The organism is Pseudomonas baltica (assembly GCF_031880315.1).
Lineage (GTDB): Bacteria > Pseudomonadota > Gammaproteobacteria > Pseudomonadales > Pseudomonadaceae > Aquipseudomonas.
Genome location: NZ_CP134771.1, coordinates 3,618,659 through 3,642,649 on the forward strand (window position 1 = coordinate 3,618,659; position 23,991 = coordinate 3,642,649).

A 23,991-nucleotide genomic window follows, 5' to 3' on the forward strand; every position below is an offset into this window, starting at 1 on the left:
GAATTTCATCTAACATGCACCTGGATTATTGAATATGAAAAAAATAATGCTTTTATCTGACTGTGAAGATCCTGATCTTATAGCTCCCCCCGGGAAAAAAACTTGGTATACCGTTGTGCATGATGAAGCAGCATCATATGAATTGGCAAAAAAAAATCCATGGGTTGGGTTGGAGTCGATAATTGAGGCCAAGACATACTTGATGGACGATTGTGTAGTGATTTTCCGGCCAGCTAGAAATGGAAATGGCACACATAAAGGTGATAGTGATAAAGGATATTACTTTATTGAGATTTGTAACCAAGATGCTTCTATAGCACTTAGCTCTAGGAAAATATATTTGTGGGATGAGATTGTCAAAATGGCAGACTTGTTTAAAGGTCTATCATTTCAAGCTGCGACTCGAGTATGGCATGTAAAAAAATATTAGTTAGTTTTAGGTGCTGAAAATCCGCGCCTGATTGGTTAGCAGTATCTGATCGTGGTCGGCAGTGTGGAAAGCATTGCCCAGCGCAGTGCCAAGTTGCAGGCCGAGATCTCCAACAAAAAACTCGCCGCGTGGCTGGCTCAGAACGAAAAGCGGCTGCTGGCGCATCCTGCATTGAGCGCAAGCCCGCAAGTCGTGCTGGACAGTCCCAAGTCCGCTGCGCGTGAATCATTGTCGCCATCTAGTCTCAAGGCCGCGGCCGAAAAACCACCGCTAGAGAAGCCCGTACAGGCTCCGAAAATCGAGGAGGTCGCCAAACATAAACTGGGCAATATCACCGGTAATTATTCGGCGATAGAGCCAGGGCCGCTTGATGACCGGTTGGCTGAAACATTCGCTGGCGGCCGCTATACCAGGGTGGTGCTGGAAAAGGACACGATATTGAGACGCGCCGGTGTTGAAGACCAGCCGCTCGGACAGTTCTTTGGTCAAGAAGCGCAATCCGGGGTTCTGCAAACCCGTATCGACAAGGCTGTTCTGCCCGAATGGCCCGGCGGGGGCAAGTCGCCGATCGATACGGCATTCGATGTTAAAATCCCCGCCGGTACAGAGGTCTATATCGGAGAAGTCGGGTCGCAAGGTGGCTTCTATGTCGGAGGGACCGAGCAAATTGTCGTCGTCAAACCATGGATGATCGAAGGGGTTGAAGTGATGGGGGCAAGTCCGCTGAAATGAAAAACCTGAAGGAAATAGAAGCCATCCTGGTTCGCGTGTCTGTACTTTTACGCCTTGGCGGCAAAGACGAATGGGCTGATCGGATCGACGATTATCAAATGCTTCTGGCGCGCGATGCTCCCAATGGCATTTCGAGAATCATTAGGCTGTATGGCGGCATGGGTTCGATCAATGACATCGTTTTGTACCGCAAGGGACAGCCATTGATAAAAGAGAATAACGAGCTCGATCAGTTGCTTTCCAGGCTACACGAGCTTTGTGTAAATGCGTGAGCCCCAACCGCTATCGAAGACGATATACTCCGGCCCAGTCACTTTTAAGTCGGAGTACCCCCATGAAGTTTCGCTTCCTCCTCTGGGCCCTTGGCCTGCTGATGGCGCGTGCCAGCCGCAAGAATCCTGCGTTCGAACAGCAGCTGGCTGGTAAGGACCTGACCTTCCAGCTACAAACGGCGGACTCCAAGGTCGCCCGGCATTTCACCGTCAAAAACCAGCGCGTCAGCAGCCGCAGCGGCACGGTGGCTGAACCGGCGTTTGCGATTGTGTTCAAGGATGCCGGGTATGGCTTTGCCACGCTGCAGGCGAAGAACAAGCAACTGGCGTTCATGCAGGGAATTCAGGACAAGCACATCCAGATCACTGGCAACACGGGGTTGGTGATGTGGTTTCAGGGGTTGATGAAGTATCTGATGCCGCGCAAGAGGAAGGTTTAACGCGGGTGATTTGAAGGCCTCTTCGCGGGCAAGCCCTGCTCCCACAGTGTAGGGCTCACCCCTGTGGGAGCAAAGCTTGCTCGCGAAGGGGCCATTTGCTTCGCAGCACATGGCCCGCCAGGCAACTCTCAGCTATTGAACTGCGAAGCCAGTTCGCGCAGCAGCGCTTCGGCTTCGATCACCTTGTTGACCACATCCTCGGCTTTTTCGCGGCTCAGGCCAACTCGCTCGAGCAGTTCGTCCGGGATACCGTCGTCAGTATCACTACCGATGCCGCGGCTACGCAGCAGGCGCACCGACAGGCATACCAGGTTCGGATACAGCGCGTTTTCGCCATCATAGGACGGGTCCTGCTGGAAGCGCAGGGCCGCGGCCAATTCCTCGGGCAGGTCCCAGAAGCGCATCAGCCAGGCACCGATCTGCTCGCGGCTGATGCCCAGCAGGTGTTGCTCGATGTAGCTGTGGCTCAGGTGCGGGTTGACCTCCAGGTGCCGGCAGATCAACGAGAAGTGCGGCGGAAACACATGGGCCAGCAGCAGGTAACCGAAGTTGTGCAGCAGGCCGGCCAGGTAGGTGAGGCCGGCTTCCGGGCGCTGGGCGCGAGGAATGGCACGGGTCAGGCCTTCAATCACGGCGGCGGTGTAGATCGACTGCTGCCAGTATGGTGTGGCGTGTTGCGGATGGTCCTTGGGCAGGCTCAGGGTCTTGCCGAGGGCCAGGCCCAGCGCCAGGTTGATCACCAGGTCGAAGCCCAGCACGCGGACGATGGCATCTTCCACCGAACGGATCTTGCCCGGCGAGGCGTAGTAGGGCGAAGCGGCCCAGCTGACGACCTGTGCTGCCAGCGACGGATCGGTCTCGACCACGCCGGTGATGTCATCGATGGTGGCGTTGGGGTCGACCCGCAGCTTGATGATCTTTTGCGCGGTTTCAGGCAGCGGCGGGATCTCGATGGTCGCTTCGAGGCGCTGCTGGATGCGCCGCGCGGTAAACTTCTGCACGGCCTTGGTGATTTCTGCCGGGTCGTCGTTAGGGCGATCCAGGTTGCGGGCGATGGTCACCACCGGCTCGCCGAAATTACCGGAGCTGGCCTTGACCAGGGTCTTCTTGAAGTCTTCGCTGGAGATTTCCAGCAGCAGGCCGGTCTCGCCCGAACTGATCAGCAGCGACTCGGGCTGCAGCAGACGCTCGTCGTAGAGGCAGGGCGAACTGGTCAGGGTTGGCAGGCCAGGCAGTACGCTCAGGCCATGTTCGTTGAGCATGCGCTTGAGTTTGCTCAGTGGCAGCGCGGTGAGCTTGCGGCCGGTGACTTCCTCGAGACGATTGAGGTCGATCAACTGGTTCTGCGGAACCAGCACCATCAGTGCACCGACGGCATCGGCGAGCAACACAGCCTGCACCTTGCGGGCGCGGTCGAGCCCCACATGGTCATGCACTTCGGTGAACGCGATACCCTGTTTGTCGAGCAAGTTCTGGATCACACGCGGGGCGATCGGTGCGGGAACGTCCAATGCAACTTCAGTCATGTGTGCTGTATCCGAATTCCTACAATGGCGACAGTATATCCAGCTTGCACAATAAGCGGGATTCGTTCTTAAAGCCTAATTTCATCGCGTTTTTTTCAGACGAACGGTCAGCTTTGAGCATCAAACCTGGCCGTATTGCTGGCCGTGGCGCAACCAGCGCTCCAACAGCGGTGTGACATGTTCAGGCCAGCGTGCAATCAAGGCTTGCGCAGCATCGCGAACGGCGGGCAACAGGTCGGCATCGCGCATCAGGTCAGCCACCTTGAACTGTAGCAGCCCGGTCTGGCGCGTACCTAGCATCTCGCCCGGTCCACGGATCTGCAGGTCTTTCTCGGCGATGACGAAACCATCGTTGGTCTCGCGCATGATACCCAGGCGTTCGCGGCCGATCTGCGACAGCGGTGGGTGATAGAGCAATACGCAGTGGCTGGCCGCGCTGCCGCGACCAACGCGGCCGCGCAATTGGTGCAACTGCGCCAGGCCCAGGCGTTCGGGGTTTTCGATGATCATCAGGCTGGCGTTGGGCACGTCGACGCCGACCTCGATCACCGTGGTCGCGACCAGCAATTGCAGGTGGCCTTGCTTGAATTCGGCCATGATCGCGGCCTTTTCGGCGGGCTTCATGCGCCCGTGAATCAGGCCCACGCGTAGCTCGCCGAGGGCGCTGCCGAGTTCTTCGAAGGTGGTTTCGGCGGCCTGGCAGGTGAGTTCTTCGGACTCTTCGATCAGGGTGCACACCCAATACGCCTGGCGCCCCTCGGCACAGGCAGCGCGGACCCGTTCGATGACTTCGATGCGCCGCGTGTCGACCACCAGCACGGTGTTCACTGGCGTGCGGCCCGGCGGCAGTTCGTCGAGGATCGAGGTGTCGAGGTCGGCGTAGGCGCTCATGGCCAGCGTGCGCGGGATCGGCGTCGCGGTCATGATCAACTGGTGCGGGCAGAGCTTTGTGCCGATGCCGTTGATACTCACGCCTTTCTCGCGCAGTGCCAGGCGCTGCTGGACGCCGAAGCGGTGTTGCTCGTCGATGACCACCAGGGCCAGGCGATGGAACTGCACCTCGGGCTGGAACAGCGCGTGAGTGCCGACCACCATGGGCGCGCCGGCCGCGATACGCTCCAGCGCGTGCACGCGGTGCTTGCCCTTGAGCTTGCCCGCCAGCCAGGCGACTTCGATGCCGAGGGGCTCGAGCCAGCGCTGGAAGTTGGCGAAGTGCTGCTCGGCGAGGATCTCGGTCGGGGCCATCAGGGCCACCTGATAGCCGGCTTCGAGTGCCTGCAGTGCTGCCAGGGCGGCGACTACCGTCTTGCCGGCGCCGACATCGCCTTGGATCAAGCGCAGCATGGGCTCGGGTTGGCTGAGGTCGTAGGCGATCTCTTTGCCGACGCGCTGCTGGGCGCCGGTGGGGGTGAAGCCGAGGTTGGCCAGGTACTGCGCCGGCAGGCGGCTGGCCACCGGCAAGGCTGGCGCGCGCTGAGACTTGAGGCTCTCGCGCAGGCGCTGCTGGGACAGTTGGTGGGTCAGCAGTTCCTCAAACGCCAGACGATGCTGGGCCCAGTGATGACCCAGGGCGAGCTCTTCAAGGTCGGCGTCGGGCGGCGGATGATGCAGGTAGCGGATGGCATCGTCCAGCGGCGCCAGTTGATAGTCTCGCGCCAGCTCCTGGGGCAGCCAATCCGGCAGGCTGCGCGGCCCGAGCATGCTCAGCGCCTGCTGCGAAAGCTGACGCAGGCGCGCCTGGGTCAGGCCCTCGGTGGTCGGGTAGATGGGCGTGAGGTTCTGCTCCACCGGGATCTGCTCGTCGCCGGTCAGGGCGCGGTATTCGGGATGGTAGATTTCCAGGCCCGAGGCGCCGGGGCGGGCTTCGCCGTAGCAGCGCAAATGGGTGCCGCGCTTGAGCGCTTCTTTCTGCGCGTTGCTGAAGTGGTAGAAGCGCAGGCTCAGCGAACCGGTACCGTCGCCCAGGCGCACCAGCAGGCTGCGGCGCTTGCCCATGGACACGTCGGCGCCGCTGACCACCCCTTCGATCACCGCATCCTGGCCCGGACGCAGGGCGCCAATGGGCACCACGCGGGTGCGGTCCTGATAGCGCAAGGGCAAGTGAAACAGCACGTCCTGCAGGTTTTCGAGGCCGACCTTGGCGAGCTTTTCAGCCATTGCCTCGCCGACGCCCTTGAGCGCCGTGACCGAGACCTTGGACAGCTCAGTCATGAGCGCTGCTCATGGGGGCGCGGCTTTTCAAAAAGTGGCTTTTCAGGATCCGGCTTTTCATGACCCAGCTCTTCATGACGCGACTTTGGCCGTCGGCACCAGGGGCTTGGCCACCGAGCACAGGCGCACCGAGTCCGCGAGGATCTCGATCGCCTTGGGCCGCGGGAAACTGGCGCGCCAGGCAATGGCGACCGTGCGGAAGGCCGCCGGTGGGGTCAGCGGCCGCACTTCGATCACGCCGGGCTGGTAGTGATGGCTATCGACAGCCGACAGCGGCAGCACCGACACGCCCAGGCCCGAGGCGACCATGTGGCGGATGGTTTCCAGCGAGCTGGATTCCACGGTGGTGTGGCGCGCAGCATCCGAGCCTTTGGCCAGCGTCGGGCACGCTTCGAGCACCTGGTCGCGGAAGCAATGACCTTCGCCGAGCAGCAGCAGGCTCTTGTCGTTGAGCAGGCCGGCGTCGATGGTTTCCTTGCGCGTCCACGGGTGGTCGCTCGGCATCAGCACGTAGAACGGCTCATCGTAGAGCGGCAGGGTCAGCACGTCGGCTTCGTTGAACGGCAGGGCGATGATGATCGCGTCGAGTTCACCGTTGCGCAGTTTGTCGCGCAGCACATGGGTGAAGTTCTCTTCGATATACAGCGGCATCTGCGGTGCGACACGATGCAGTTGCGGGATCAGGTGCGGGAACAGGTAGGGGCCGACGGTATAGATGGCGCCGACCTTGAGCGGTGCGGTGAGCTGGTTCTTGCCGGCCTGGGCCAGTTCGCGGATGCCCTGGGCCTGTTCGAGGACCTTCTGCGCCTGGGCGACGATGCCCTCGCCGACCGGCGTCAGGCGCACCGCGCTCTTGCTGCGCTCGAAGATCAGCACACCGAGTTCATCCTCGAGTTTCTTCACTCCCACCGACAAGGTCGGCTGGCTGACGTGGCAACGCTCGGCCGCGTGACCGAAGTGTTGCTCTTGGGCGAGAGTGACGATGTAGCGCAATTCTGTAAGGGTCATAACGTGCGTCCTGTAATAGCCGCCCCAGCATAGCGGCTGCGATCGATAGACGCACGTTATCAAGATCGCTTCTGTAACACAGAAGCGATTATTTCAGCGTTTATCCAGGGAATAAACGAAAGGCGCGACCACTTCCAGGCTGCCGTTGTTGAGCAGCTCCTTCGGCGGAACCGGCAACGGCTGCGCGCGGCGGATCATGTCGAGGGTGGCGCGATCCAGCGAGGCACTGCCAGATTCACCCGCGATGGCATAGGACAGCACTTTGCCTTCGGCGTCCACAGTGAAGCGCAGCTTGACTACCCCCTGAGTACCACGACGACGAGCATCTTCAGGGTATTTCTTGAACTTGGCCAGATGGCGCAGCAGGTCACCCTGCCAGCTTGGCAGCGCGTTGCTGTTGGACGGCATCGTTGGCTCGGACTTTTCCGCCTTGGGCGCAGACTCCTTGGCCGGTGCGGTGTCCACGGTTTTTTCCGCTGGCGGCTGCTCCTTCGGCGGCTCAGGCTTCTTCTCAGGCTTGGGCGGCAGCGGCTTGGGCTTGGGTTTCGGCTTGGGTGGCGGCTTGGGAATAGCGATTTCTGGCTTCGGCGCTTCTGCAACCTTGGGCAGCGGCACCTCTTCCACGGGTTCTGGTGGCGTTGGCGGCGTGATGACCTTGGGTGGCGGCGGAGGTGCCGGCTCAGGGAGCGGCGCGATCTCGACCATCATCGCCTGGGGAGGCAACTCGATGGGCTTGGGCGCGGGCCACTTGAGGGCGATGACGATCGCCAGGGCGTGGATCCCCAGCACGACCGCCAGGCTGCCACCGTAACGCGTCATTCGTTGGCGCGTGGTGATCATTTCTTCGGCGCCGTCTCAAGTCCGACCAGGCCGACCTTCAGATAACCGGCGGCGCGCAGGGAATTCATGACGTCCATCAGCTCACCGTAGTCCACGCCCTTGTCGGCCTGGAAGAAGATGGTGGTGTCTTTCTTGCCCTTGGTCTTGTTGTCCAGGTACTGCCCGAGTTGGGCTGCGTCGACCTTGTCATCGCCCACGTACAGGCTCTTGTCCATCTTCACGCTGAGGAACACTGGCTTCTCGGGTCGGGGCACTGGCTTGGCGGTGGAGGCGGGCAGGTCGACCTTGATGTCTACCGTCGCCAGCGGTGCAGCGATCATGAACACGATCAGCAGCACCAGCATGACGTCGATGAACGGCGTGACGTTGATTTCGTGATTCTCGGCGAGATCGTCGCCGCCTTCGTTCAGATGCAGGCCCACGGATTACCCCACCTTGACCATTTGTGGCTGAGCGGCACGCTCGCCTGGCTGACGGTCGAGGTCGCGGCTGACCAGCAGCAGGACCTGGGCGGAAGCGTCGGAGACCTGTGCCTTGTAGCCGGCGATGGAGCGGGCGAAAACGTTGTAGATGACCACCGCAGGGATGGCCGCGACCAGGCCCAGGGCCGTGGCCAGCAGCGCTTCGGCGATGCCGGGGGCGACCACGGCGAGGTTGGTGGTCTGGGTTCTGGCGATGCCGATGAAGCTGTTCATGATGCCCCACACGGTACCGAACAGGCCGACGAAGGGGGCGGTGGAGCCAATGGTGGCCAGTACGCCAGTGCCCATGCTCATGTTGCGACCGCAGGCCGCGACCAGGCGCTCGAGGCGGAACGACACGCGCTCCTTGATGCCTTCTTTTTCGCGGGTATTGGCCGACAGGTGCATTTCTTCGAGCGCGTCATGCACCAGCAGGTTGGCCAGGGTGCCTTTCTGGGCAGCAGTCTCGGCGGCATCCTTGAGAGTACCGGCGCGCTTGAGCGCGGCGATCTCGCCTTTGAGGCGACGCTTAGCGCCTACCAGCTCGCAGCCCTTGGCGATCCAGATGGTCCAGGTGATGATCGAGGCCAGTGCAAGGCCGATCATGACCACCTTCACGACGATGTCGGCGTTCTGGAACATGCCCCAGGGGGACAGGTCGTGGGCCATGCCCAGCGAAGTATCTGCAGGGGCTTGTGCGTCATCCGGGGCGACTTGCGATGCGGCCGGGGCGCTGGCGGCTGGCGCGGCAGAAGTGTCTACCGGTGCCGTAGCGGGCGCGGCGGAAACGGCGGCCGGGGCGGTGACAGGGTGGGTCGGGTCTTCAGCAAAGGCATTGGGTATCAGCGCCAGGCCGAGCAACAAGGCCGCGATACCTCGCCATGCGCGTGGCAGGCTGCGAAGCTTGGTTGGCGATGCTAGAGGTTCGGTACGAGTCATGCTGGCAGGACCTGATGGAAAGAATGTGGGGATGCCCTGCGAGGCCGAAGTCAAGGCCGAGGACAAAACGGACGCGTATTATTGCAATTAATTCTTGTTAGCAAAAGCGAAACAGGTATTTTTTTAATCAGCGCTGGCTGCAAGACGCCCGCCGGCGCTAGTCTGGCGCTTTGAAACGGAGCCTTTGAGATGAGCACGCCCACACTTTTGATCGCCGGTTGCGGTGACGTCGGCAGTCGCCTGGCCCGGCAGATGATCGCTCAGGGCTGGGCCGTGCACGGGCTGCGCCGCTCGCCCGGCAAGCTGCCCGAAGGCGTGTTGCCGATAGCGGCCGATTTGTTCGATGAGCGCTGTCCGGCCGCCTGGCCCACGGGTCCGTTGGACTACCTGGTGTATTGCCTGGCAGCGTCGACCCATGACGAGGCCGGTTATCAGGCGGCTTATGTACAAGGCCTCAAGCACGTACTCGGGTGGTTGCAGCAGCACGGGCAGCGGCCACGACGAGTGTTTTTCGTGTCCAGCAGCAGTGTCTACGGCCAGTTGGCAGGGAAATGGGTCGATGAGACCTCGGCGGTGGAGCCCAGTGGGTTTTCCGGCAGGATCATGGTCGAGGCCGAGAACACCCTGCTGCACAGCGGCTTGCCGGCGACAGTGGTGCGCTTGACCGGTATCTACGGCCCCGGCCGCGAGCGTTTGCTGACCCAGGTGCGCGAGGGTTACTGCGTGGCCGAGGATCCACCCTTGTATGGCAACCGCATTCACAGTGATGACGCTGCGGGCTTGCTGGCGTTTCTGCTAGGCAGTGACGCGGCGGGTAAGGCCTTGGCCAATGTCTACATAGGTGTGGACGACGCGCCGGCGCCGCTGGCCGAGGTGGTCGCCTGGTTGCGCGAGTATCTGGGCGTGACCGATTGGCAAGCCGAAGCCCAGGTCCGCCGCACTGGCAGCAAGCGCTGCAGCAACGCTCTGGCGCGGCAGTTGGGCTGGGTGCCGCGTTATCCCAGCTACCGCGAAGGCTATGCGGCGATCATCACAGAAGCTCTGTAGCCAAGGGGGCTCGCCCCCTCGCTACAGCGGCAGGACGGTTACTTCTTCTCCAGCAACCAGCGCCGTACACCCGGGTGCAGATCAGGCATTTCGCTGTTCTGGGCCTGGTTGAGCGCCTGCAGGATCTCCAGTTGATCGCCCTTGCGCACGAAAATGAAGGCATTGCCTTGGCCGGCCATTTCCAGCCACATGCTGTCATATTCGCCGCTCATGGCCGCACAATCACCGGCCAGGCACAGTGCGTAGCGATCGATACCGGCCAGCCCGGTGACTTGGCCGAGCGGTGAAAAGGTCGCAACGCCACCCTTGCCCGGACCATCGAGGATCTTCCAGTTACCGCCCATATAGGCCGTATACAGCGCACGCTCGAAGGTGCTGCCCTGCGCTGCGCCTGCTTCTGCCGGAATCGGCGCCTTGATGAAGTGCTGCTCGCCGCCCGAGTCGCTGGCTGCCTGAGTCAGGTCGGCACCCTTGATAGACAGGGTTTCTTTGTAGTTACCATAAAAGTCGACGTCCCAACCGCCTTCCTTCCTGGGCTGCAACTTGCCTTCGCCCATCTCGAAACCATTGCTGAAGGTGGCCTGGCCGGCTTTGGTATTGAGGCTCCATTCCAGATTAGGGCCGTTGGCCAGCAACGATTGGCGCAGATTAGCGCCTTTGGCTGCCGTATCGATGGCGTTCTGATTGATCCAGATACCGTCCGGATCGACCGGTGGTTTGCTGGCACAGCCGCCCAGCAGGCCGGCGACAAGAATGAAGGCAAGCGCATTGCGCATGGTAGGGGTCCTTCCGAAAGGGGGGAAGAGAAGTGGCGAAGCAGCTGCGCTTCGCCCTGTAGCGCGGTTTATTCGATGACCAGAATAGCGTCCATCTCGACCTGGGCGCCACGCGGCAGTGCTGCAACGCCAATGGCGGCGCGCGCAGGGTAGGGCTGCTCGAAGTAGCGGCCCATGATTTCATTGACCTTGGCGAAGTGGCTCAGGTCGGTCAGGAAGATGTTCAGCTTGACGATGTCCTTGAACGAACCGCCAGCCGCTTCGGCCACGGCCTTGAGGTTTTCGAAGACCTGCACGGTCTGGGCTTCGAAGCCTTCGACCAGCTCCATGGTCTTTGGATCGAGCGGAATCTGCCCGGACATATAGACCGTATTGCCGGCCTTGATGGCCTGGGAATAAGTGCCGATGGCGGCGGGGGCCTTGTCGCTGGTGATCACGGTCTTGGTCATGGATGACTCCTTGAAGGGGCGATGGGGCGCAACCGGCGAGTGTCAGGCACGCATGCGAGTGATGCGAATGACGCCGGCCAGGGCGCGCAGTTTCTTGATGACGCGGGCGAGATGGATGCGATCGTGCACGCTGACCACTAGCTGTACCACGCTGATGCGGCCGTCACGTTCGTCCATGCTGATTTTTTCGATGTTGCCGTCGGCAGCGTTGACGCTGCTGGCCAGAAGGGCGATCAGGCCGCGTTGATGCTCCAGTTCGACGCGCAGCTCGACGTTGAATTCGCCGGTGACGTCCTTGGCCCACGACAGCTGAATGCACTTCTCGGGATTGTGGCGAATTTCGCTGATATTGCGGCAGTTCTCCAGGTGCACCACCATGCCTTTGCCGGCCGACAGGTGCCCGACGATCGGGTCGCCCGGGATCGGCGTGCAGCACTTGGCATAGCTGAGCACCAGGCCTTCGGTACCGCGAATGGCCAGCGGTCCTTCCGGATTGGGCAGTTGCTCGCCTTCGGTGGCCAGCAGGCGCCGCGCGACCACGTAGGCCATGCGGTTGCCCAGGCCGATGTCTTCGAGCAGGTCGTCGATGTGCTCGAGGCGGTATTCGCCGAGCATCAACAGCACCCGCTCGTGAGGGATCTTGTCCAGCGAGCTTTCGAAGCCGTTGAGCACCTTGTTGAGCAGCCGCTCGCCCAGCGATACCGATTCGGAGCGGCGTTGCAGCTTGAGGGCGTGGCGGATGTGCGTACGCGCCTTGCCGGTGACCACGAAGTTGAGCCAGGCCGGATTGGGGCGGGCCCCGGGCGCGCTGACGATCTCGACCGTGGAACCGCTTTGCAGAGGCTCGGACAGTGGCGCGAGGCGGCGATTGATGCGGCAGGCTATGCAGCTGTTACCGACGTCGGTGTGCACTGCGTAGGCGAAGTCGACCGCCGTGGAGCCTTTGGGCAGCTCCATGATGCGGCCTTTGGGCGTGAACACGTAGACCTCGTCCGGGAACAGGTCGATCTTCACGCTTTCGATGAACTCCAGGGAGTTGCCCGCACGTTGCTGCATTTCCAGCACGCCTTTGACCCATTGGCGAGCGCGGGCATGGGTGCCCTTCGGCTGCTCGTCGTCACTGGACTTGTACAGCCAGTGGGCGGCGATGCCGTTGTTGGCCATCTCTTCCATCTCGCGGGTGCGGATCTGGATTTCGATGGGCACGCCGTGCATGCCGAACAGCGTGGTGTGCAGCGACTGGTACCCGTTCGCCTTGGGGATCGCGATGTAATCCTTGAAGCGCCCCGGCAGCGGCTTGTACAGATTGTGCACGGCGCCTAGCACGCGGTAGCAGGTGTCGACTTTGTCGACGACGATGCGGAAGGCGTACACGTCCATGATCTCGGTGAAGGCGCGACGTTTGCCGCGCATCTTCTTGTAGATCCCATAGAGGTGCTTTTGCCGGCCGCTGACGTCGCCTTCGATGCCGTCGACCGCCAGGCAGTGGGCCAGCGATTGCTCGATCTTGGTGACCAGCTCCTTGCGGTTGCCCCGGGCGCGCTTGACCGCCTGGAAGATGCGCTCGGAACGCATCGGGTACATGGCCTTGAAACCCAGGTCCTCGAACTCGATACGCACATTGTGCATACCCAGGCGATTGGCGATGGGGGCGTAGATTTCGAGGGTTTCCTTGGCGATGCGTCGGCGTTTTTCGCCTGACAGCACCTCAAGGGTGCGCATGTTGTGCAAGCGGTCGGCGAGCTTGACCAGGATCACGCGGATGTCCCGCGCCATGGCCATGGCCATTTTCTGGAAATTCTCGGCTTGCGCCTCGGCCTTGGTCTCGAAGTTCATCTGGGTCAGCTTGCTGACCCCGTCGACCAGTTCGGCCACGGTTTCACCGAACTGTGCGCACAGCGCCTCTTTGGCGATACCGGTGTCTTCGATGACGTCGTGAAGCATCGCGGCCATCAGGCTCTGATGGTCCATGTGCATGTCGGCAAGGATGTTGGCCACCGCCAGCGGATGCGTGACGTAGGCTTCGCCACTGCGGCGGCGTTGGCCGTCGTGGGCTTGTTCGGCGTAGAAGTACGCTCGGCGGACCAGATTGACCTGGTCCTTGCCGAGGTAGGTCGACAAACGATCGGCGAGGTGGTCTATGCTCGGCAAGAGAAAGTCTCCTGTCGATGATCATCGACCTTCGCCTGGCTACGTCGACAGGGCATGGGCTTAGATAGCCTCGTTGGCCTCGTCTTCGAAAGCAGCGAAGAGCGGCTCTTCGTCGACGATTTCGGCTTCGGCGATAACGGCGTAGTCGATCAGGCCGGCAGCGATTTCACGCAGCGCCATTACGGTAGGCTTGTCGTTTTCCCAGGCCAGCTTTGGCTCTTTGCCGCCGGTAGCCAGCTGACGGGCACGCTTGGTAGACAGCATGACCAGCTCAAAGCGGTTATCCACGTGTTCTAGGCAATCTTCAACGGTTACGCGGGCCATGGTCTTCCTCGTAGCAAATGCGGTATGCGCGCCGAATGGGCGAGCGGACTCGATAGTTTAAAAAATCACCAGCAAATAGGGAAGCTTTTGTTTTTGCTGGGGGCGTGGTCGACTGCGCGGGCCTCTTCGCGAGCAAGCTTTGCTCCTGCAGGTGTACGACGTCACCCTGTGGGAGCGAGCTTTGCCCGCGAAGCTTCTCAGGCCAGCAAGCTCGCCAGCAACGGGCTGAACCGCTGCTGCTGCGGCGCTTGCTGCAGGCGGTTGGCGCGGAAGATGGCCTTCAGGTCTTCGAGGGCAGCGGCGAAATCGTCGTTGATGACGAGGAAATCATACTCCACGTAGTGGCTCATCTCGCTGACCGCTTCACGCATGCGCCCTTCGATGATCTCGTCGCTGTCCTGGCCGCGATTGGTCAGGCGCTGGCGCAGCGCCTGCTGCGACGGCGGCAGGATGAAGATCGAGCGGGCCTTGGGCATCAGGCGGCGGACTTGCTCGGCGCCTTGCCAGTCGATCTCGAGGATCAGGTCGTGGCCTTCGTCGAGGGTCTGCTGCAGCGTGCTCTGGGAGGTCCCATAGAGATTGCCGAAGACTTCCGCGTGCTCCAGGAAATCGCCGTGTTCGATCAGAGCGAGGAATTCGGCGCGCTCGACGAAGTGGTAGTTGACCCCGTTCTGTTCGCCCGGACGCATGGCGCGGGTGGTATGCGACACCGACAGGCGAATGCTTGGCTCGGCCGTGTTCGCGTCGAGCAAGGCCTTGACCAGGCTGGTCTTGCCGGCGCCCGAGGGGGCCGAAATAATGTAGAGGGTGCCAGGGGTGTGGTTCATGTCGGGGATAACCTTACTCAATGTTCTGCACTTGTTCGCGCATCTGTTCGATCAGGACCTTCAGGTTCACCGCCGCTTGGGTGCTGCGCGGGTCGAAGGCCTTGGAGCCCAGGGTGTTGGCTTCGCGGTTGAGTTCCTGCATGAGGAAATCCAGGCGCCGACCTGCGGCGCCCCCGGCCTTGAGCACGCGACGCACTTCGGTGACGTGGGTGCTCAGGCGGTCGAGTTCTTCGGCGACGTCGCTCTTTTGCGCGAGCAGGACCATTTCCTGCTCGAGGCGCTGCGGGTCGAGCTCGGCGTGCATGTCGGCGACGCGGTCGAGAATTTTCTGCCGTTGCGTGGCGAGCATCTGCGGCACCAGTTGGCGCATGGTGGCGACTTCGGTGCTCATGGCGTCGAGACGATCGTTGATCAGCCGCGCCAGGTCGCTGCCTTCGCGATCGCGGCCTGCCTTGAGTTCGAGCAGTGCGGCGTCGAACAGTGCCAGCGCCTCGGCGTTCAGGGCCTGCGGATCGGCCGCATCGGCCACCAGCACGCCCGGCCAGGCCAGTACTTCCAGCGGGTTGATGGCGGCGGGCTGGTGAATCAGTGCTGCAACGGTCTGGGCGGCGTTGATCAGCTGCGCTGCACGCTCGCTGTCCACCTGCAGGGGCTTGCCGGTGGTCTCGTCGGCGAAGCGCAGGGTGCATTCGAGCTTGCCGCGGGAGATGGCCTGGCGCAACGCATCGCGCACGCCGCCTTCGAGGTCGCGAAAGGCTTCGGGCAGACGCAGGTGCGGTTCGAGGTAGCGGTGGTTGACCGAGCGTATTTCCCAGCTCAGCGTACCCTGGGCACCGGCCCGTTCGACACGGGCGAAGGCGGTCATGCTGTGCACCATGGGAAGTACCTCGCGCAAGAGTGAAAGCCGAACGGCTGCAAAGGCGCGAGATTGTAGCGCACCCCGAGCCTGCCTCCCAATGTGCTGATACAAATCAGTGCACGCCGCCGAGCGGAAACTGCGCTTCGTAGCGAGGGGACTTGGCCCCGATCAGGTGTACCGGATGCCCATGGGGCAGCGATGTGGCCATCGGGGGGGGCGAGCCCCCTCGCTGCAGTTGTGTTGAGGGGCAGGCATCTTTAGCGGGCAGGGAAGAGCGCGAGCCCCTATAATGTGCGGCAGTTTTAATCCCAGTACAGGTATCCCAGATGAAACGTCCAAGTGGTCGCGTTGCCGATCAGCTCCGCTCGATCCGCATCACCCGCAACTACACCAAACACGCCGAGGGGTCTGTGCTGGTCGAGTTCGGTGACACCAAGGTCATCTGCACGGTCAGCGTCGAAAACGGCGTACCGCGCTTCCTCAAAGGCCAGGGTCAAGGTTGGCTGACGGCCGAATACGGCATGCTGCCCCGCGCCACCGGCGAGCGTAATCAGCGTGAGGCCAGTCGCGGCAAGCAAGGCGGCCGCACGCTCGAGATCCAGCGCTTGATCGGTCGCTCGTTGCGCGCGGCACTGGACATGAGCAAGCTGGGTGACGTCACCCTGTACGTCGACTGCGACGTCATCCAGGCCGACGGTGGCACCCGTACCGCGTCCATCACCGGTGCCATGGTGGCGTTGATCGATGCCCTCAAGGTCATCAAGAAGCGCGGCGGCCTCAAGGGCGGCGATCCGCTCAAGCAGATGATCGCTGCTGTGTCGGTCGGCATGTACCAGGGGGAGCCAGTGCTCGACCTCGACTACCTGGAAGACTCGGCCGCCGAGACCGACCTCAACGTGGTCATGACCAGCACCGGTGGTTTCATCGAGGTGCAGGGTACCGCTGAAGGTGCGCCGTTCCAGCCAGAAGAGCTGAACGCCATGCTGGATCTGGCACGCAAGGGCATGAACGAAATTTTCGAGCTGCAGAAGGCCGCTTTGGCTGACTGACTGCGGGCGTTGAACGCTGATCTTTGACCTGTGGGCGCAAGACCGCTCCCACAGGGTGAGGTGCAGCACTGGCCCACAAAAAAACCGACGCTTTCAAGGGCGTCGGTTTTTTTATGCGTGCAGTCAATCAGATGGTCAGTGTCCAGTCGTAATCGACGATCAGCGGCGCATGTTGCGAGAAGCGCGGCTGACGCGGATGACGGGCGCTGCGCACGAAGCGGCGCAGGCCGGGGGTGAGGATCTGGTAATCGAAGCGCCAGCCGAGGTTGAGCATCTCGGCCTGCTCGCTGTCTGGCCACCAGCTGTACTGCTCACCTTCGCGGCTGACTTCGCGCAGCGCATCGACATAGCCCATGTTGCCGACCATTTCATCCATCCACGCGCGTTCAGGCGCAAGGAAGCCGGGCGACTGTTGGCTGTCGCGCCAGTTCTTGACGTCGAGCTTCTGCTGCGAAACATACAGCGAGCCGCAATAGATGTATTCGCGGCGTTTACGGCGCTGTTTGTCCAGATAGCGACCGAAGTCGTCCATCAGCTTGAATTTCTGGTTCAAGTCTTCATCGCCGTTTTGTCCGGACGGGAAGAGCAAGGTCGCAATACTGACCTTATCGAAGTCAGCTTGCAGGTATCGGCCATAACGGTCGGCTGTTTCGAAACCCAAACCGTTGATGATCGCCTTCGGCTGCAGGCGCGAATAAAGTGCAACGCCCCCTTGAGCAGGCACTTCGGCATCGGCTGCGTACAGGAAATAGCCATCCAGCTGATAGGCTGAATCGTCCAGTTCGAAGGCCGAGGCGCGAGTATCCTGCACGCAGATGACATCGGCATTCTGGGCTTGTAGCCAGCTGAGCAAACCGCGCTCGACTGCCGCCTGAATGCCATTCACGTTCACACTGATTATCCGCATAAATGGCCCCATAAATCTCGTGCGTGTATGATACCCGAGCTCAACTTAATTAGCTAAATCCGTAGTGTCCGGGACTTTTAAATGCACGCCTATCAGCGCGACTTCATTCGATTTGCCATTGACCGCGGCGTGCTGCGCTTTGGCCAGTTCACCCTGAAATCAGGGCGTACCAGCCCTTATTTCTTTAACGCGGGGTTGTTCAATAGTGGTTCGGCGTTGGCGAAACTGGGGCGCTTTTATGCCGCAGCCATCGTCGAGAGCGGGATCTCTTTCGACGTGTTGTTCGGCCCGGCCTACAAAGGTATTCCACTGGCGGCGGCCACGGCGGTGGCCCTGGCGGAGCATCACGACATCGATACGCCGTGGTGTTTCAACCGCAAGGAAGCCAAGGATCACGGCGAGGGCGGCAGCCTGGTCGGCGCGCCATTGGCTGGCGATGTGTTGATCATCGACGACGTGATCACCGCCGGCACCGCCATCCGCGAGGTCATGCAGATCATCCAGGGCGCCAATGCCAAGGCTTGCGGCGTGCTGATCGCGCTCAATCGCCAGGAGCGCGGCAACGGCGAGTTGTCCGCTATCCAGGAAGTCGAGCGCGATTTCGCCATCCCGGTCGTGAGCATCGTCTCGCTGAATCAGGTGCTGGAGTTCCTCGCCGACGACCCGCAGCTCAAGCAGCACCTGCCGACCGTCGAGGCTTATCGCGCGCAATACGGTATCTGATCGGTGTTCGTGGCCCGCGCCCTCAGGACCTTGCTGCTGATTGCGCCACTGGCGACTGCCTGTGCCTGGGCCGCGGACAAGCCGACTATCCAGCTGTACCGGTACGTCGACAGCCGCGGCGTCACCGTGCTGGACACCCAAGGGGTGCCCCCGGAGTACGTTGCCAAGGGTTACCAGATTCTCAATCAGCAGGGGCGGGTCATCCAGACCATCCCACCGGCGCCCACTGCTGAAGAGATCAAGCGCCAGGACGCGCTCAAGGCCCAGGCCGACGCTGACGCTCAGCTGTTGCACCTGTTCCCGAGCCTGCAGGAGCTGGATCACGGGCATATGCGCGAACAGAGCGAGCTGGATACGCGCATTGCCGTCGCCAAGAACAGCCTGGACAGCCTGCAGTTGCAGCAGACCAGCCTGCTGACCCAGGCCGCCGCCCAGCAGCGCGCCTCGCAGCCGGTGCAAGCGTCACTTGTCGAGCAGTTGAAGAGTATCGATAGCGAGCGCGCGAGCCTGAACGCGCAGATGGTCAAATACCAGCAGCAGAAGATCGACAGCGACAAGCAGTACGCCGTCTACCGCGCCCGACTGGTGCAGTTGCTGGGGGATGGGCAGTAGTTTCTTGCGCTGATCTTCAGGGCCTTTTCGCGAGCCAGCTTTGCTCCCACACTGCAGCCGTTGGGAGCAAGGCCTGCCCGCGAAGAAGCACTCAAGCCTTTCGCAGGATCAGAGGGTCTGGCGCTTGCGATTGCTGATCATGGTGCCGTTACCGATGTCGGTGAAAATCTCCAGCAACACCGCGTTCGGCACTCGGCCATCGATGATATGCGCGCTGTTGACGCCACCTTGCACCGCATCCAGAGCACATTTGATCTTCGGCAGCATACCGCCGTAGATGGTGCCATCGGCGATCAGGCCGTTGACCTGCTCTGTGGTCAGGCCGGTCAGCACGGTGCCTTCCTTGTCCATCAAGCCGGCGATGTTGGTCAGTAGCATGAGCTTTTCGGCTTTCAGCGCTTCGGCCACCTTGCCCGCTACCAGGTCGGCGTTGATGTTGTACGACTCGCCATCGGCACCGACCCCGATCGGGGCGATGACCGGGATGTAATCACCGCGTGCCAGCATGTTCAGCAGGTCGGTATTGACCCCGACCACTTCGCCGACGTGGCCAATGTCGATGATTTCCGGTTTGGTCATTTCAGGCGACTGGCGGCTGACGGTCAGTTTTTTCGCGCGGATCAGCTCGGCGTCCTTGCCAGTCAGGCCGATGGCTTTGCCGCCATGGCGATTGATCAGGTTGACGATGTCCTTGTTGACCTGGCCGCCCAGGACCATTTCGACCACGTCCATGGTCTGCGCATCGGTCACCCGCATGCCATCGATGAAGTGGCTCTCGATGGACAGGCGCTTGAGCAAGTCGCCGATCTGCGGGCCACCGCCGTGCACTACCACCGGGTTGATGCCGACCGCTTTCATCAGCACGATGTCGCGGGCGAAGCCGGTCTTGAGCTCCTCGCTTTCCATAGCGTTACCGCCGTACTTGATGACCAGCGTCTTGCCGACGAAGCGGCGGATGTAGGGCAGCGCTTCGGACAAAACCTTGGCAACATTGGTGGCGGCATCGCGTTCGAGGGTCATGCGGGGCTCCAGGGGTCAGAAGGGTAGGTTCAAGTCGGGTGCGACATGGTGCAGCTGCATGCGGAAGACGTTCTGGATGCGTTCGAGTTCAGCTTGATCTTCGGCTTCGAAACGCAGTACCAGCACGGGCGTGGTATTGGATGCACGCACCAGCCCCCAACCGCGAGGATAGTCGACCCGAACCCCATCGAGGGTGGTCAGATTGGCTTCGCCCCATTGCGCGTCGCGTTGCAGCGCTTCAATGATGCTGAATTTACCCTCATCGGTCACATCGATGTTGATTTCGGGGGTGGAAATATCGTCCGGGAAGGCGGCGAACAGTTGCTCGGCACTGGATTTTGCCTGGCTGAGGATTTCCAGCAGGCGCGCGGCGCTGTACAGGCCGTCGTCGAAGCCGAACCAGCGCTCCTTGAAGAAAATATGCCCGCTCATCTCCCCGGCCAACAGGGCACCGCTGAGTTTCATCTGCTTCTTGATCAGCGAGTGGCCGGTTTTCCACATGACCGGGCGGCCGCCATTTTCCTTGATCAGCGGCGTCAGGCGGCGGGTGCATTTGACGTCGAAGATGATGTCGGCGCCGGGGTTGCGCGCCAGCACGTCCTTCGCGAACAGCATCAGCAGTCGATCAGGATAGATGATGGTGCCGGCATTGGTGACCACGCCGACGCGGTCGCCATCACCGTCGAAGGCCAGGCCGACGTCGGCGCCGGATTCACGCACCTTGGCGATCAGGTCGGCAAGGTTCTCCGGCTTGCCTGGGTCCGGGTGATGGTTGGGGAAGTTGCCATCGACTTCGCAGAACAACGGAATCACTTCGCAGCCCAGCGCCTCGATCAGTTGCGGGGCGATCACCCCGGCCGCGCCGTTGCCACAATCCACCACGACTTTGAGGCGCCGGGCGACGACGATATCCTTGGTGATGGTCTCGAAATAGCGCGGCAGGATGTCGACCTGGCTGACGCTGCCTTGGCCTTTGGGCAGGGCGTTGATGCGGATGCGCGTGTGCAGCGCGGTGATCTGATCGTTGGCCAGGGTGTCGCCGGCGATGACGATCTTGAAGCCGTTGTAGTTGGCCGGGTTGTGACTGCCGGTGAGCATCACCGCCGATTTGCCTTCGAGCACGTTGGCTGCGTAATACAGCGCCGGAGTCGGCACCAGGCCGACATCGGTGACGTGGCAGCCGCTGTCGTGCAGGCCTTGAATCAACTGTTGCACCAGCATCGGCCCGGACAGGCGCCCGTCGCGGCCGACGCAGACGTTGGCTTCGTCGAGCGCGAGGCTCTGGGCGCCGACCGCGCGGCCAATCCAGTAGGCGGTTTCTGCGGTCAGGGTGGTGCCCACCACGCCGCGAATGTCGTAAGCGCGGAAGATGCTCAAGGGTAGAGCCGGCGGCAAGTCGTCGGCGCTGGCGGTGCTTGCTGCACCCGGCTCGGGCTCGGGGTGATCCGGTTCAAGGATATCGATATCGAGAATGTCGCTGTCCTGGAAAGTCGGGTCAAGCCAGGCGGGCGCGGGGGTATCCGGCAATTCGGTCGGCTTCTTGCCCACGGGCGCGGGTTTGTCGCGTAACGAGAAGCGCGCCAGGCTCTGAGCCAGGCCGTTGAGCTCCGACAGGCTGAGGCTGAAGGATTTGACTGCCTTGCCGCCGGAGAGCTCCTGCAGCAATTGCGACAGCTGGTGGGCGTCGGCCTCTACCTGCTTGCGCAAGCGTCGGCAGGTCAGGGTGAGGCCGGCCCACAGCGCGGCGATGGCGATCAGCAGGGCGACCCCCAGCATGCCGACCGAGAGCCATGGCGTCTTGTAGTCGAATGCCGAGCCCGGGGTGAACTCCAGGGACCAGTTGCGCGAGCCGGTTTGCGTCAGATAATGGTTGTTGGAGCTGCTGGTGCCCAGTTCGAAGAGCACCTGCGGCGTCTCTTGGTTGAAGCGCTGCAGCAGGCGGAAGGCGCCTATGGACGGCGCGCTGGTCACGGAGAAGGCTTGTTGCAGTGGCTCGACCAGCTTTTGCAGGTCGACCGCGATCAGCAGGGTGCCGAGGACTTGCTGTCCTGGCACGGCGCGAATGGGCGCAACGCTGTAGGCGATCCAGCGCTGGCCGATCTTCTGCGCTTCGAGGGGCGGTGGCGGCCCCACTTCCGCCTGGTTGAGCATGTCCAGCCCCGCATAGTTCATCGGCGCGGCGCGGCTGTCGTCTATCTGGCCCTGTTTGCGCCAGTTGATCTGGGCATCGACCAGGTCGCCCCAGCTCATGATCTGCGCCTCGGCCGCGCGCAGGGCAGCTGGGTCCTTGCCCTGCACGGCCTCAATGACCGCGGCGCCCTGAGCATAGGTCGCGGTGCGGGTCGCCAGTTGCGCTGCCGCCTGCTCGAGTTTTTCGGCGCCGATCGTGGCGACGTTGTGGGCGGTCTTGTCGAGGTCGGCTTGCGAGGGCTGGTCGGGATCGCTCACCCACGCCAGTGCGGCGGCTATCAACAGACCAGCAATGGCCAGCACAAAGCCGGGGCGCACCAGGTCGAAGCTGGTCTTCATAGCCTTGGCCTGACTGTCGTCCGGCGCTGCTATCGGTGATTTGGCACTGCGCGTGAAGCCTTTCACATAACGTCTCCGCAAATATCAACCAAGGTGTGCAGTGCCGCGGTTCGTGGCGTGGCTCAGTGGCTTCCCGAGTGTCCGAAACCGCCGGTACCGCGCTGGCTTTCGTCAAAGGCCTCGACCAGCTCGAAGGACGCTTGTACGACCGGTACCAGTACCAGTTGGGCGATACGCTCGCCGACGACGATGTTGAACGCCGTTTGCCCGCGATTCCAGCACGACACCATCAGCTCGCCTTGGTAGTCGGAGTCGATCAGACCGACCAGGTTGCCCAATACGATGCCATGTTTGTGGCCCAGGCCAGAGCGCGGCAGGATCAGCGCCGCCAGGCCTGGATCACCGATGTACACCGACAGTCCGGTGGGGATGAGCAGCGTCTGACCCGGGGCGAGTACGGTGTCTTGCTGGAGCATGGCGCGCAGATCGAGGCCGGCGGAGCCTGGGGTCGCGTGCTGTGGCAGCGGGAATTCGCTGCCGATGCGTGGGTCGAGAATCTTGGCTTGCAGAGCGTGCATGGGGTTAAACCTGATGAATGCGGACGGCGATGAAGGCGACCAGTTGGCGGGCGATCTTGCCCTTGCTGGTCTGGGCGAACAGTGTTTCGTGGAGCTGGCGGTCGATTACGCAGCAGGCGTTTTCTTCGCTGTTGAAGCCGATGCTGGGGTTGGCGACGTCGTTGGCGACGATCAGGTCAAGGTTCTTGTCCTTGAGCTTGCGCGCAGCATAGTCGAGCAGGTGTTCGGTTTCGGCGGCGAAGCCGACGCTGAACGGCCGATCGGAGCGAGTGGCGATGGTGGCGAGGATGTCCGGGTTGCGGACCATCTGCAGCAACAGGCCGTCGCCCTTGGTCGGGTCCTTTTTGAGCTTTTGCGGGGCGACCACTTCGGGGCGGTAGTCGGCCACGGCGGCGGAGGCGATGAAAATGTCACAAGGCATGGCCGCTTCGCAGGCGGCAAGCATGTCGCGGGCGCTGACCACATCGATGCGTGACACTCGGTCCGGCGTCGGCAGATGCACCGGACCAGTGATCAGTGTGACCTTGGCGCCGGCCTCAACCGCTGCCTCGGCGAGGGCGAAGCCCATCTTGCCGGAGCTGTGGTTGGTGATGTAACGCACCGGGTCGATGTTCTCTTGGGTCGGCCCGGCGGTGATCACCACGTGCTTGCCGGTCAGCGTCTGGCGCTGGAAGCATTCGGCGGCGCACAGCGCCAGCTCGGTGGGTTCGAGCATGCGCCCGAGACCGACATCGCCGCAGGCCTGGCTGCCCGCTGCGGGGCCGAACACCTTGAAGGCGCGGCTTTGCAGCAGTTGCAGATTGGCCTGGGTGGCCGGGTCGCGCCACATGGCCTGATTCATTGCCGGAGCCAGCGCCACGGTGGCGTCGGTGGCCAGCACCAGGGTGGTCAGCAGGTCGTCGCCCATGCCTTGGGTCAGGCGCGCGATCAGGTCGGCGGTAGCGGGTGCGATGAGGATCAGGTCGGCCCATTTGGCCAGTTCGATATGGCCCATGGCAGCCTCGGCTGCGGGGTCGAGCAGGTCAAGATGCACCGGGTGCCCGGATAGTGCCTGCATCGTCAGGGGGGTAATGAACTCGGCGCCGCCGCGGGTCATGACCACGCGCACTTCAGCGCCGTGCTCAAGGAGACGCCGCACCAGCTCGGCGCTCTTGTAGGCCGCGATACCGCCGCCAACTCCGAGAACGATGCGTTTGCGATACAGCCGCTGCATAGGCCTGCCTTTTTGATCCAAGAATGACGCGACGGCGACGACGCCTCCCCAGGCCGGATCGCCGCGCA

At 62.0% G+C, this 23,991-nt stretch carries 25 protein-coding genes; 8 read left to right on the forward strand and 17 right to left on the reverse strand.

Going from position 1 to position 23,991, the window contains the following annotated elements; all coding sequences use genetic code 11:
* The first annotated feature begins 34 nt into the window (after positions 1 to 34).
* The 4 genes from REH34_RS16110 (at position 35) to REH34_RS16125 (ending at position 1,874) form a co-directional block, all read left to right on the forward strand.
* The gene (locus REH34_RS16110; RefSeq protein ID WP_311968436.1) at positions 35 to 430 is read left to right on the forward strand and encodes a hypothetical protein; all 396 of its coding nucleotides are present in this window, start codon (positions 35 to 37) and stop codon (positions 428 to 430) included.
* 63 nt (positions 431 to 493) lie between these two features.
* On the forward strand, positions 494 to 1,162 hold the full coding sequence (locus tag REH34_RS16115) for a hypothetical protein (RefSeq protein WP_409373145.1): 669 nt from the start codon (positions 494 to 496) through the stop codon (positions 1,160 to 1,162).
* On the forward strand, positions 1,159 to 1,434 hold the full coding sequence (locus REH34_RS16120; protein ID WP_311968437.1) for a DUF6966 domain-containing protein: 276 nt from the start codon (positions 1,159 to 1,161) through the stop codon (positions 1,432 to 1,434). Before REH34_RS16115 ends, REH34_RS16120 begins: the two co-directional genes overlap by 4 nt.
* A 62-nt stretch (positions 1,435 to 1,496) precedes the next feature.
* Entirely contained in the window at positions 1,497 to 1,874 is a 378-nt protein-coding gene (locus tag REH34_RS16125) for an SCP2 sterol-binding domain-containing protein (RefSeq protein WP_311968438.1), read from the forward strand.
* 128 nt (positions 1,875 to 2,002) lie between these two features.
* Here the strand turns inward: REH34_RS16125 and REH34_RS16130 are convergent, their stop codons facing one another.
* The 6 genes from REH34_RS16130 to exbB all read right to left on the reverse strand — a co-directional run bounded on the left by REH34_RS16130 (position 2,003) and on the right by exbB (position 8,859).
* On the reverse strand, positions 2,003 to 3,400 hold the full coding sequence (locus REH34_RS16130; protein ID WP_226503957.1) for an aminoacyl-tRNA deacylase and HDOD domain-containing protein: 1,398 nt from the start codon (positions 3,398 to 3,400) through the stop codon (positions 2,003 to 2,005).
* Between the two features lie 120 nt (positions 3,401 to 3,520).
* Positions 3,521 to 5,611, reverse strand: a complete 2,091-nt coding sequence (gene recG, locus REH34_RS16135) for an ATP-dependent DNA helicase RecG (RefSeq protein WP_311968439.1) — start codon at positions 5,609 to 5,611, stop codon at positions 3,521 to 3,523.
* A 72-nt stretch (positions 5,612 to 5,683) separates the two neighbouring features.
* The gene (locus tag REH34_RS16140) at positions 5,684 to 6,619 is read right to left on the reverse strand and encodes a hydrogen peroxide-inducible genes activator (protein WP_226503959.1); all 936 of its coding nucleotides are present in this window, start codon (positions 6,617 to 6,619) and stop codon (positions 5,684 to 5,686) included.
* Positions 6,620 to 6,712: 93 nt separating this feature from the next.
* Positions 6,713 to 7,459 (reverse strand): energy transducer TonB, encoded by a 747-nt coding sequence (locus REH34_RS16145; protein WP_311968440.1) that lies wholly within the window; start codon positions 7,457 to 7,459, stop codon positions 6,713 to 6,715.
* Entirely contained in the window at positions 7,456 to 7,881 is a 426-nt protein-coding gene (exbD, locus tag REH34_RS16150) for a TonB system transport protein ExbD (RefSeq protein WP_226503961.1), read from the reverse strand. The genes REH34_RS16145 and exbD overlap by 4 nt, the downstream gene beginning before the upstream one ends.
* A gap of 3 nt (positions 7,882 to 7,884) precedes the next feature.
* The gene (gene exbB, locus REH34_RS16155; protein ID WP_311968441.1) at positions 7,885 to 8,859 is read right to left on the reverse strand and encodes a tonB-system energizer ExbB; all 975 of its coding nucleotides are present in this window, start codon (positions 8,857 to 8,859) and stop codon (positions 7,885 to 7,887) included.
* Between the two features lie 189 nt (positions 8,860 to 9,048).
* Between exbB and REH34_RS16160 the strand changes: the two genes are divergently transcribed.
* Entirely contained in the window at positions 9,049 to 9,906 is an 858-nt protein-coding gene (locus tag REH34_RS16160; RefSeq protein ID WP_311968442.1) for an SDR family oxidoreductase, read from the forward strand.
* A gap of 38 nt (positions 9,907 to 9,944) precedes the next feature.
* Here REH34_RS16160 and REH34_RS16165 read toward each other — a convergent pair whose 3' ends face one another.
* The 6 genes from REH34_RS16165 to REH34_RS16190 all read right to left on the reverse strand — a co-directional run bounded on the left by REH34_RS16165 (position 9,945) and on the right by REH34_RS16190 (position 15,310).
* On the reverse strand, positions 9,945 to 10,682 hold the full coding sequence (locus REH34_RS16165) for a hypothetical protein (RefSeq protein ID WP_311968443.1): 738 nt from the start codon (positions 10,680 to 10,682) through the stop codon (positions 9,945 to 9,947).
* A 68-nt stretch (positions 10,683 to 10,750) separates the two neighbouring features.
* Positions 10,751 to 11,131: a RidA family protein gene (locus REH34_RS16170; RefSeq protein ID WP_226503965.1), complete on the reverse strand. Its 381-nt coding sequence runs from the start codon at positions 11,129 to 11,131 to the stop codon at positions 10,751 to 10,753.
* Positions 11,132 to 11,173: 42 nt separating this feature from the next.
* Positions 11,174 to 13,282 (reverse strand): bifunctional GTP diphosphokinase/guanosine-3',5'-bis pyrophosphate 3'-pyrophosphohydrolase, encoded by a 2,109-nt coding sequence (spoT, locus tag REH34_RS16175; protein ID WP_226503966.1) that lies wholly within the window; start codon positions 13,280 to 13,282, stop codon positions 11,174 to 11,176.
* A 60-nt stretch (positions 13,283 to 13,342) separates the two neighbouring features.
* Positions 13,343 to 13,606, reverse strand: a complete 264-nt coding sequence (rpoZ, locus tag REH34_RS16180) for a DNA-directed RNA polymerase subunit omega (protein ID WP_226503967.1) — start codon at positions 13,604 to 13,606, stop codon at positions 13,343 to 13,345.
* Positions 13,607 to 13,803: 197 nt separating this feature from the next.
* A complete protein-coding gene (gene gmk, locus REH34_RS16185; protein ID WP_226503968.1) occupies positions 13,804 to 14,433 on the reverse strand; it encodes a guanylate kinase in 630 nt (209 codons plus the stop codon).
* A gap of 13 nt (positions 14,434 to 14,446) precedes the next feature.
* On the reverse strand, positions 14,447 to 15,310 hold the full coding sequence (locus REH34_RS16190; protein ID WP_226503969.1) for a YicC/YloC family endoribonuclease: 864 nt from the start codon (positions 15,308 to 15,310) through the stop codon (positions 14,447 to 14,449).
* 308 nt (positions 15,311 to 15,618) lie between these two features.
* Here REH34_RS16190 and rph point away from each other — a divergent pair, with 308 nt between their 5' ends.
* Entirely contained in the window at positions 15,619 to 16,341 is a 723-nt protein-coding gene (rph, locus tag REH34_RS16195; RefSeq protein WP_311968444.1) for a ribonuclease PH, read from the forward strand.
* A 127-nt stretch (positions 16,342 to 16,468) separates the two neighbouring features.
* Here the strand turns inward: rph and REH34_RS16200 are convergent, their stop codons facing one another.
* Complete coding sequence (locus tag REH34_RS16200) at positions 16,469 to 17,248, reverse strand: exodeoxyribonuclease III (protein WP_226503971.1); 780 nt, start codon at positions 17,246 to 17,248, stop codon at positions 16,469 to 16,471.
* A gap of 81 nt (positions 17,249 to 17,329) precedes the next feature.
* On the opposite strand from REH34_RS16200, the gene pyrE reads away from it, so the two are divergent.
* A complete protein-coding gene (pyrE, locus tag REH34_RS16205) occupies positions 17,330 to 17,971 on the forward strand; it encodes an orotate phosphoribosyltransferase (protein ID WP_226503972.1) in 642 nt (213 codons plus the stop codon).
* A gap of 3 nt (positions 17,972 to 17,974) precedes the next feature.
* Complete coding sequence (locus REH34_RS16210) at positions 17,975 to 18,583, forward strand: DUF4124 domain-containing protein (RefSeq protein WP_311968445.1); 609 nt, start codon at positions 17,975 to 17,977, stop codon at positions 18,581 to 18,583.
* Positions 18,584 to 18,691: 108 nt separating this feature from the next.
* Here REH34_RS16210 and argB read toward each other — a convergent pair whose 3' ends face one another.
* The 4 genes from argB to coaBC form a co-directional block, all read right to left on the reverse strand.
* A complete protein-coding gene (argB, locus tag REH34_RS16215) occupies positions 18,692 to 19,603 on the reverse strand; it encodes an acetylglutamate kinase (protein ID WP_226503974.1) in 912 nt (303 codons plus the stop codon).
* A gap of 15 nt (positions 19,604 to 19,618) precedes the next feature.
* Positions 19,619 to 21,061 carry a phosphomannomutase/phosphoglucomutase gene (locus REH34_RS16220; RefSeq protein WP_409373329.1) on the reverse strand — a complete coding sequence of 481 codons (1,443 nt, stop codon included), beginning with the start codon at positions 21,059 to 21,061 and terminating at the stop codon, positions 19,619 to 19,621.
* Between the two features lie 1,193 nt (positions 21,062 to 22,254).
* Positions 22,255 to 22,710 (reverse strand): dUTP diphosphatase, encoded by a 456-nt coding sequence (gene dut / locus REH34_RS16225; protein WP_311968446.1) that lies wholly within the window; start codon positions 22,708 to 22,710, stop codon positions 22,255 to 22,257.
* A gap of 4 nt (positions 22,711 to 22,714) precedes the next feature.
* Entirely contained in the window at positions 22,715 to 23,923 is a 1,209-nt protein-coding gene (coaBC, locus tag REH34_RS16230) for a bifunctional phosphopantothenoylcysteine decarboxylase/phosphopantothenate--cysteine ligase CoaBC (protein ID WP_311968447.1), read from the reverse strand.
* Positions 23,924 to 23,991: the final 68 nt, after the last annotated feature.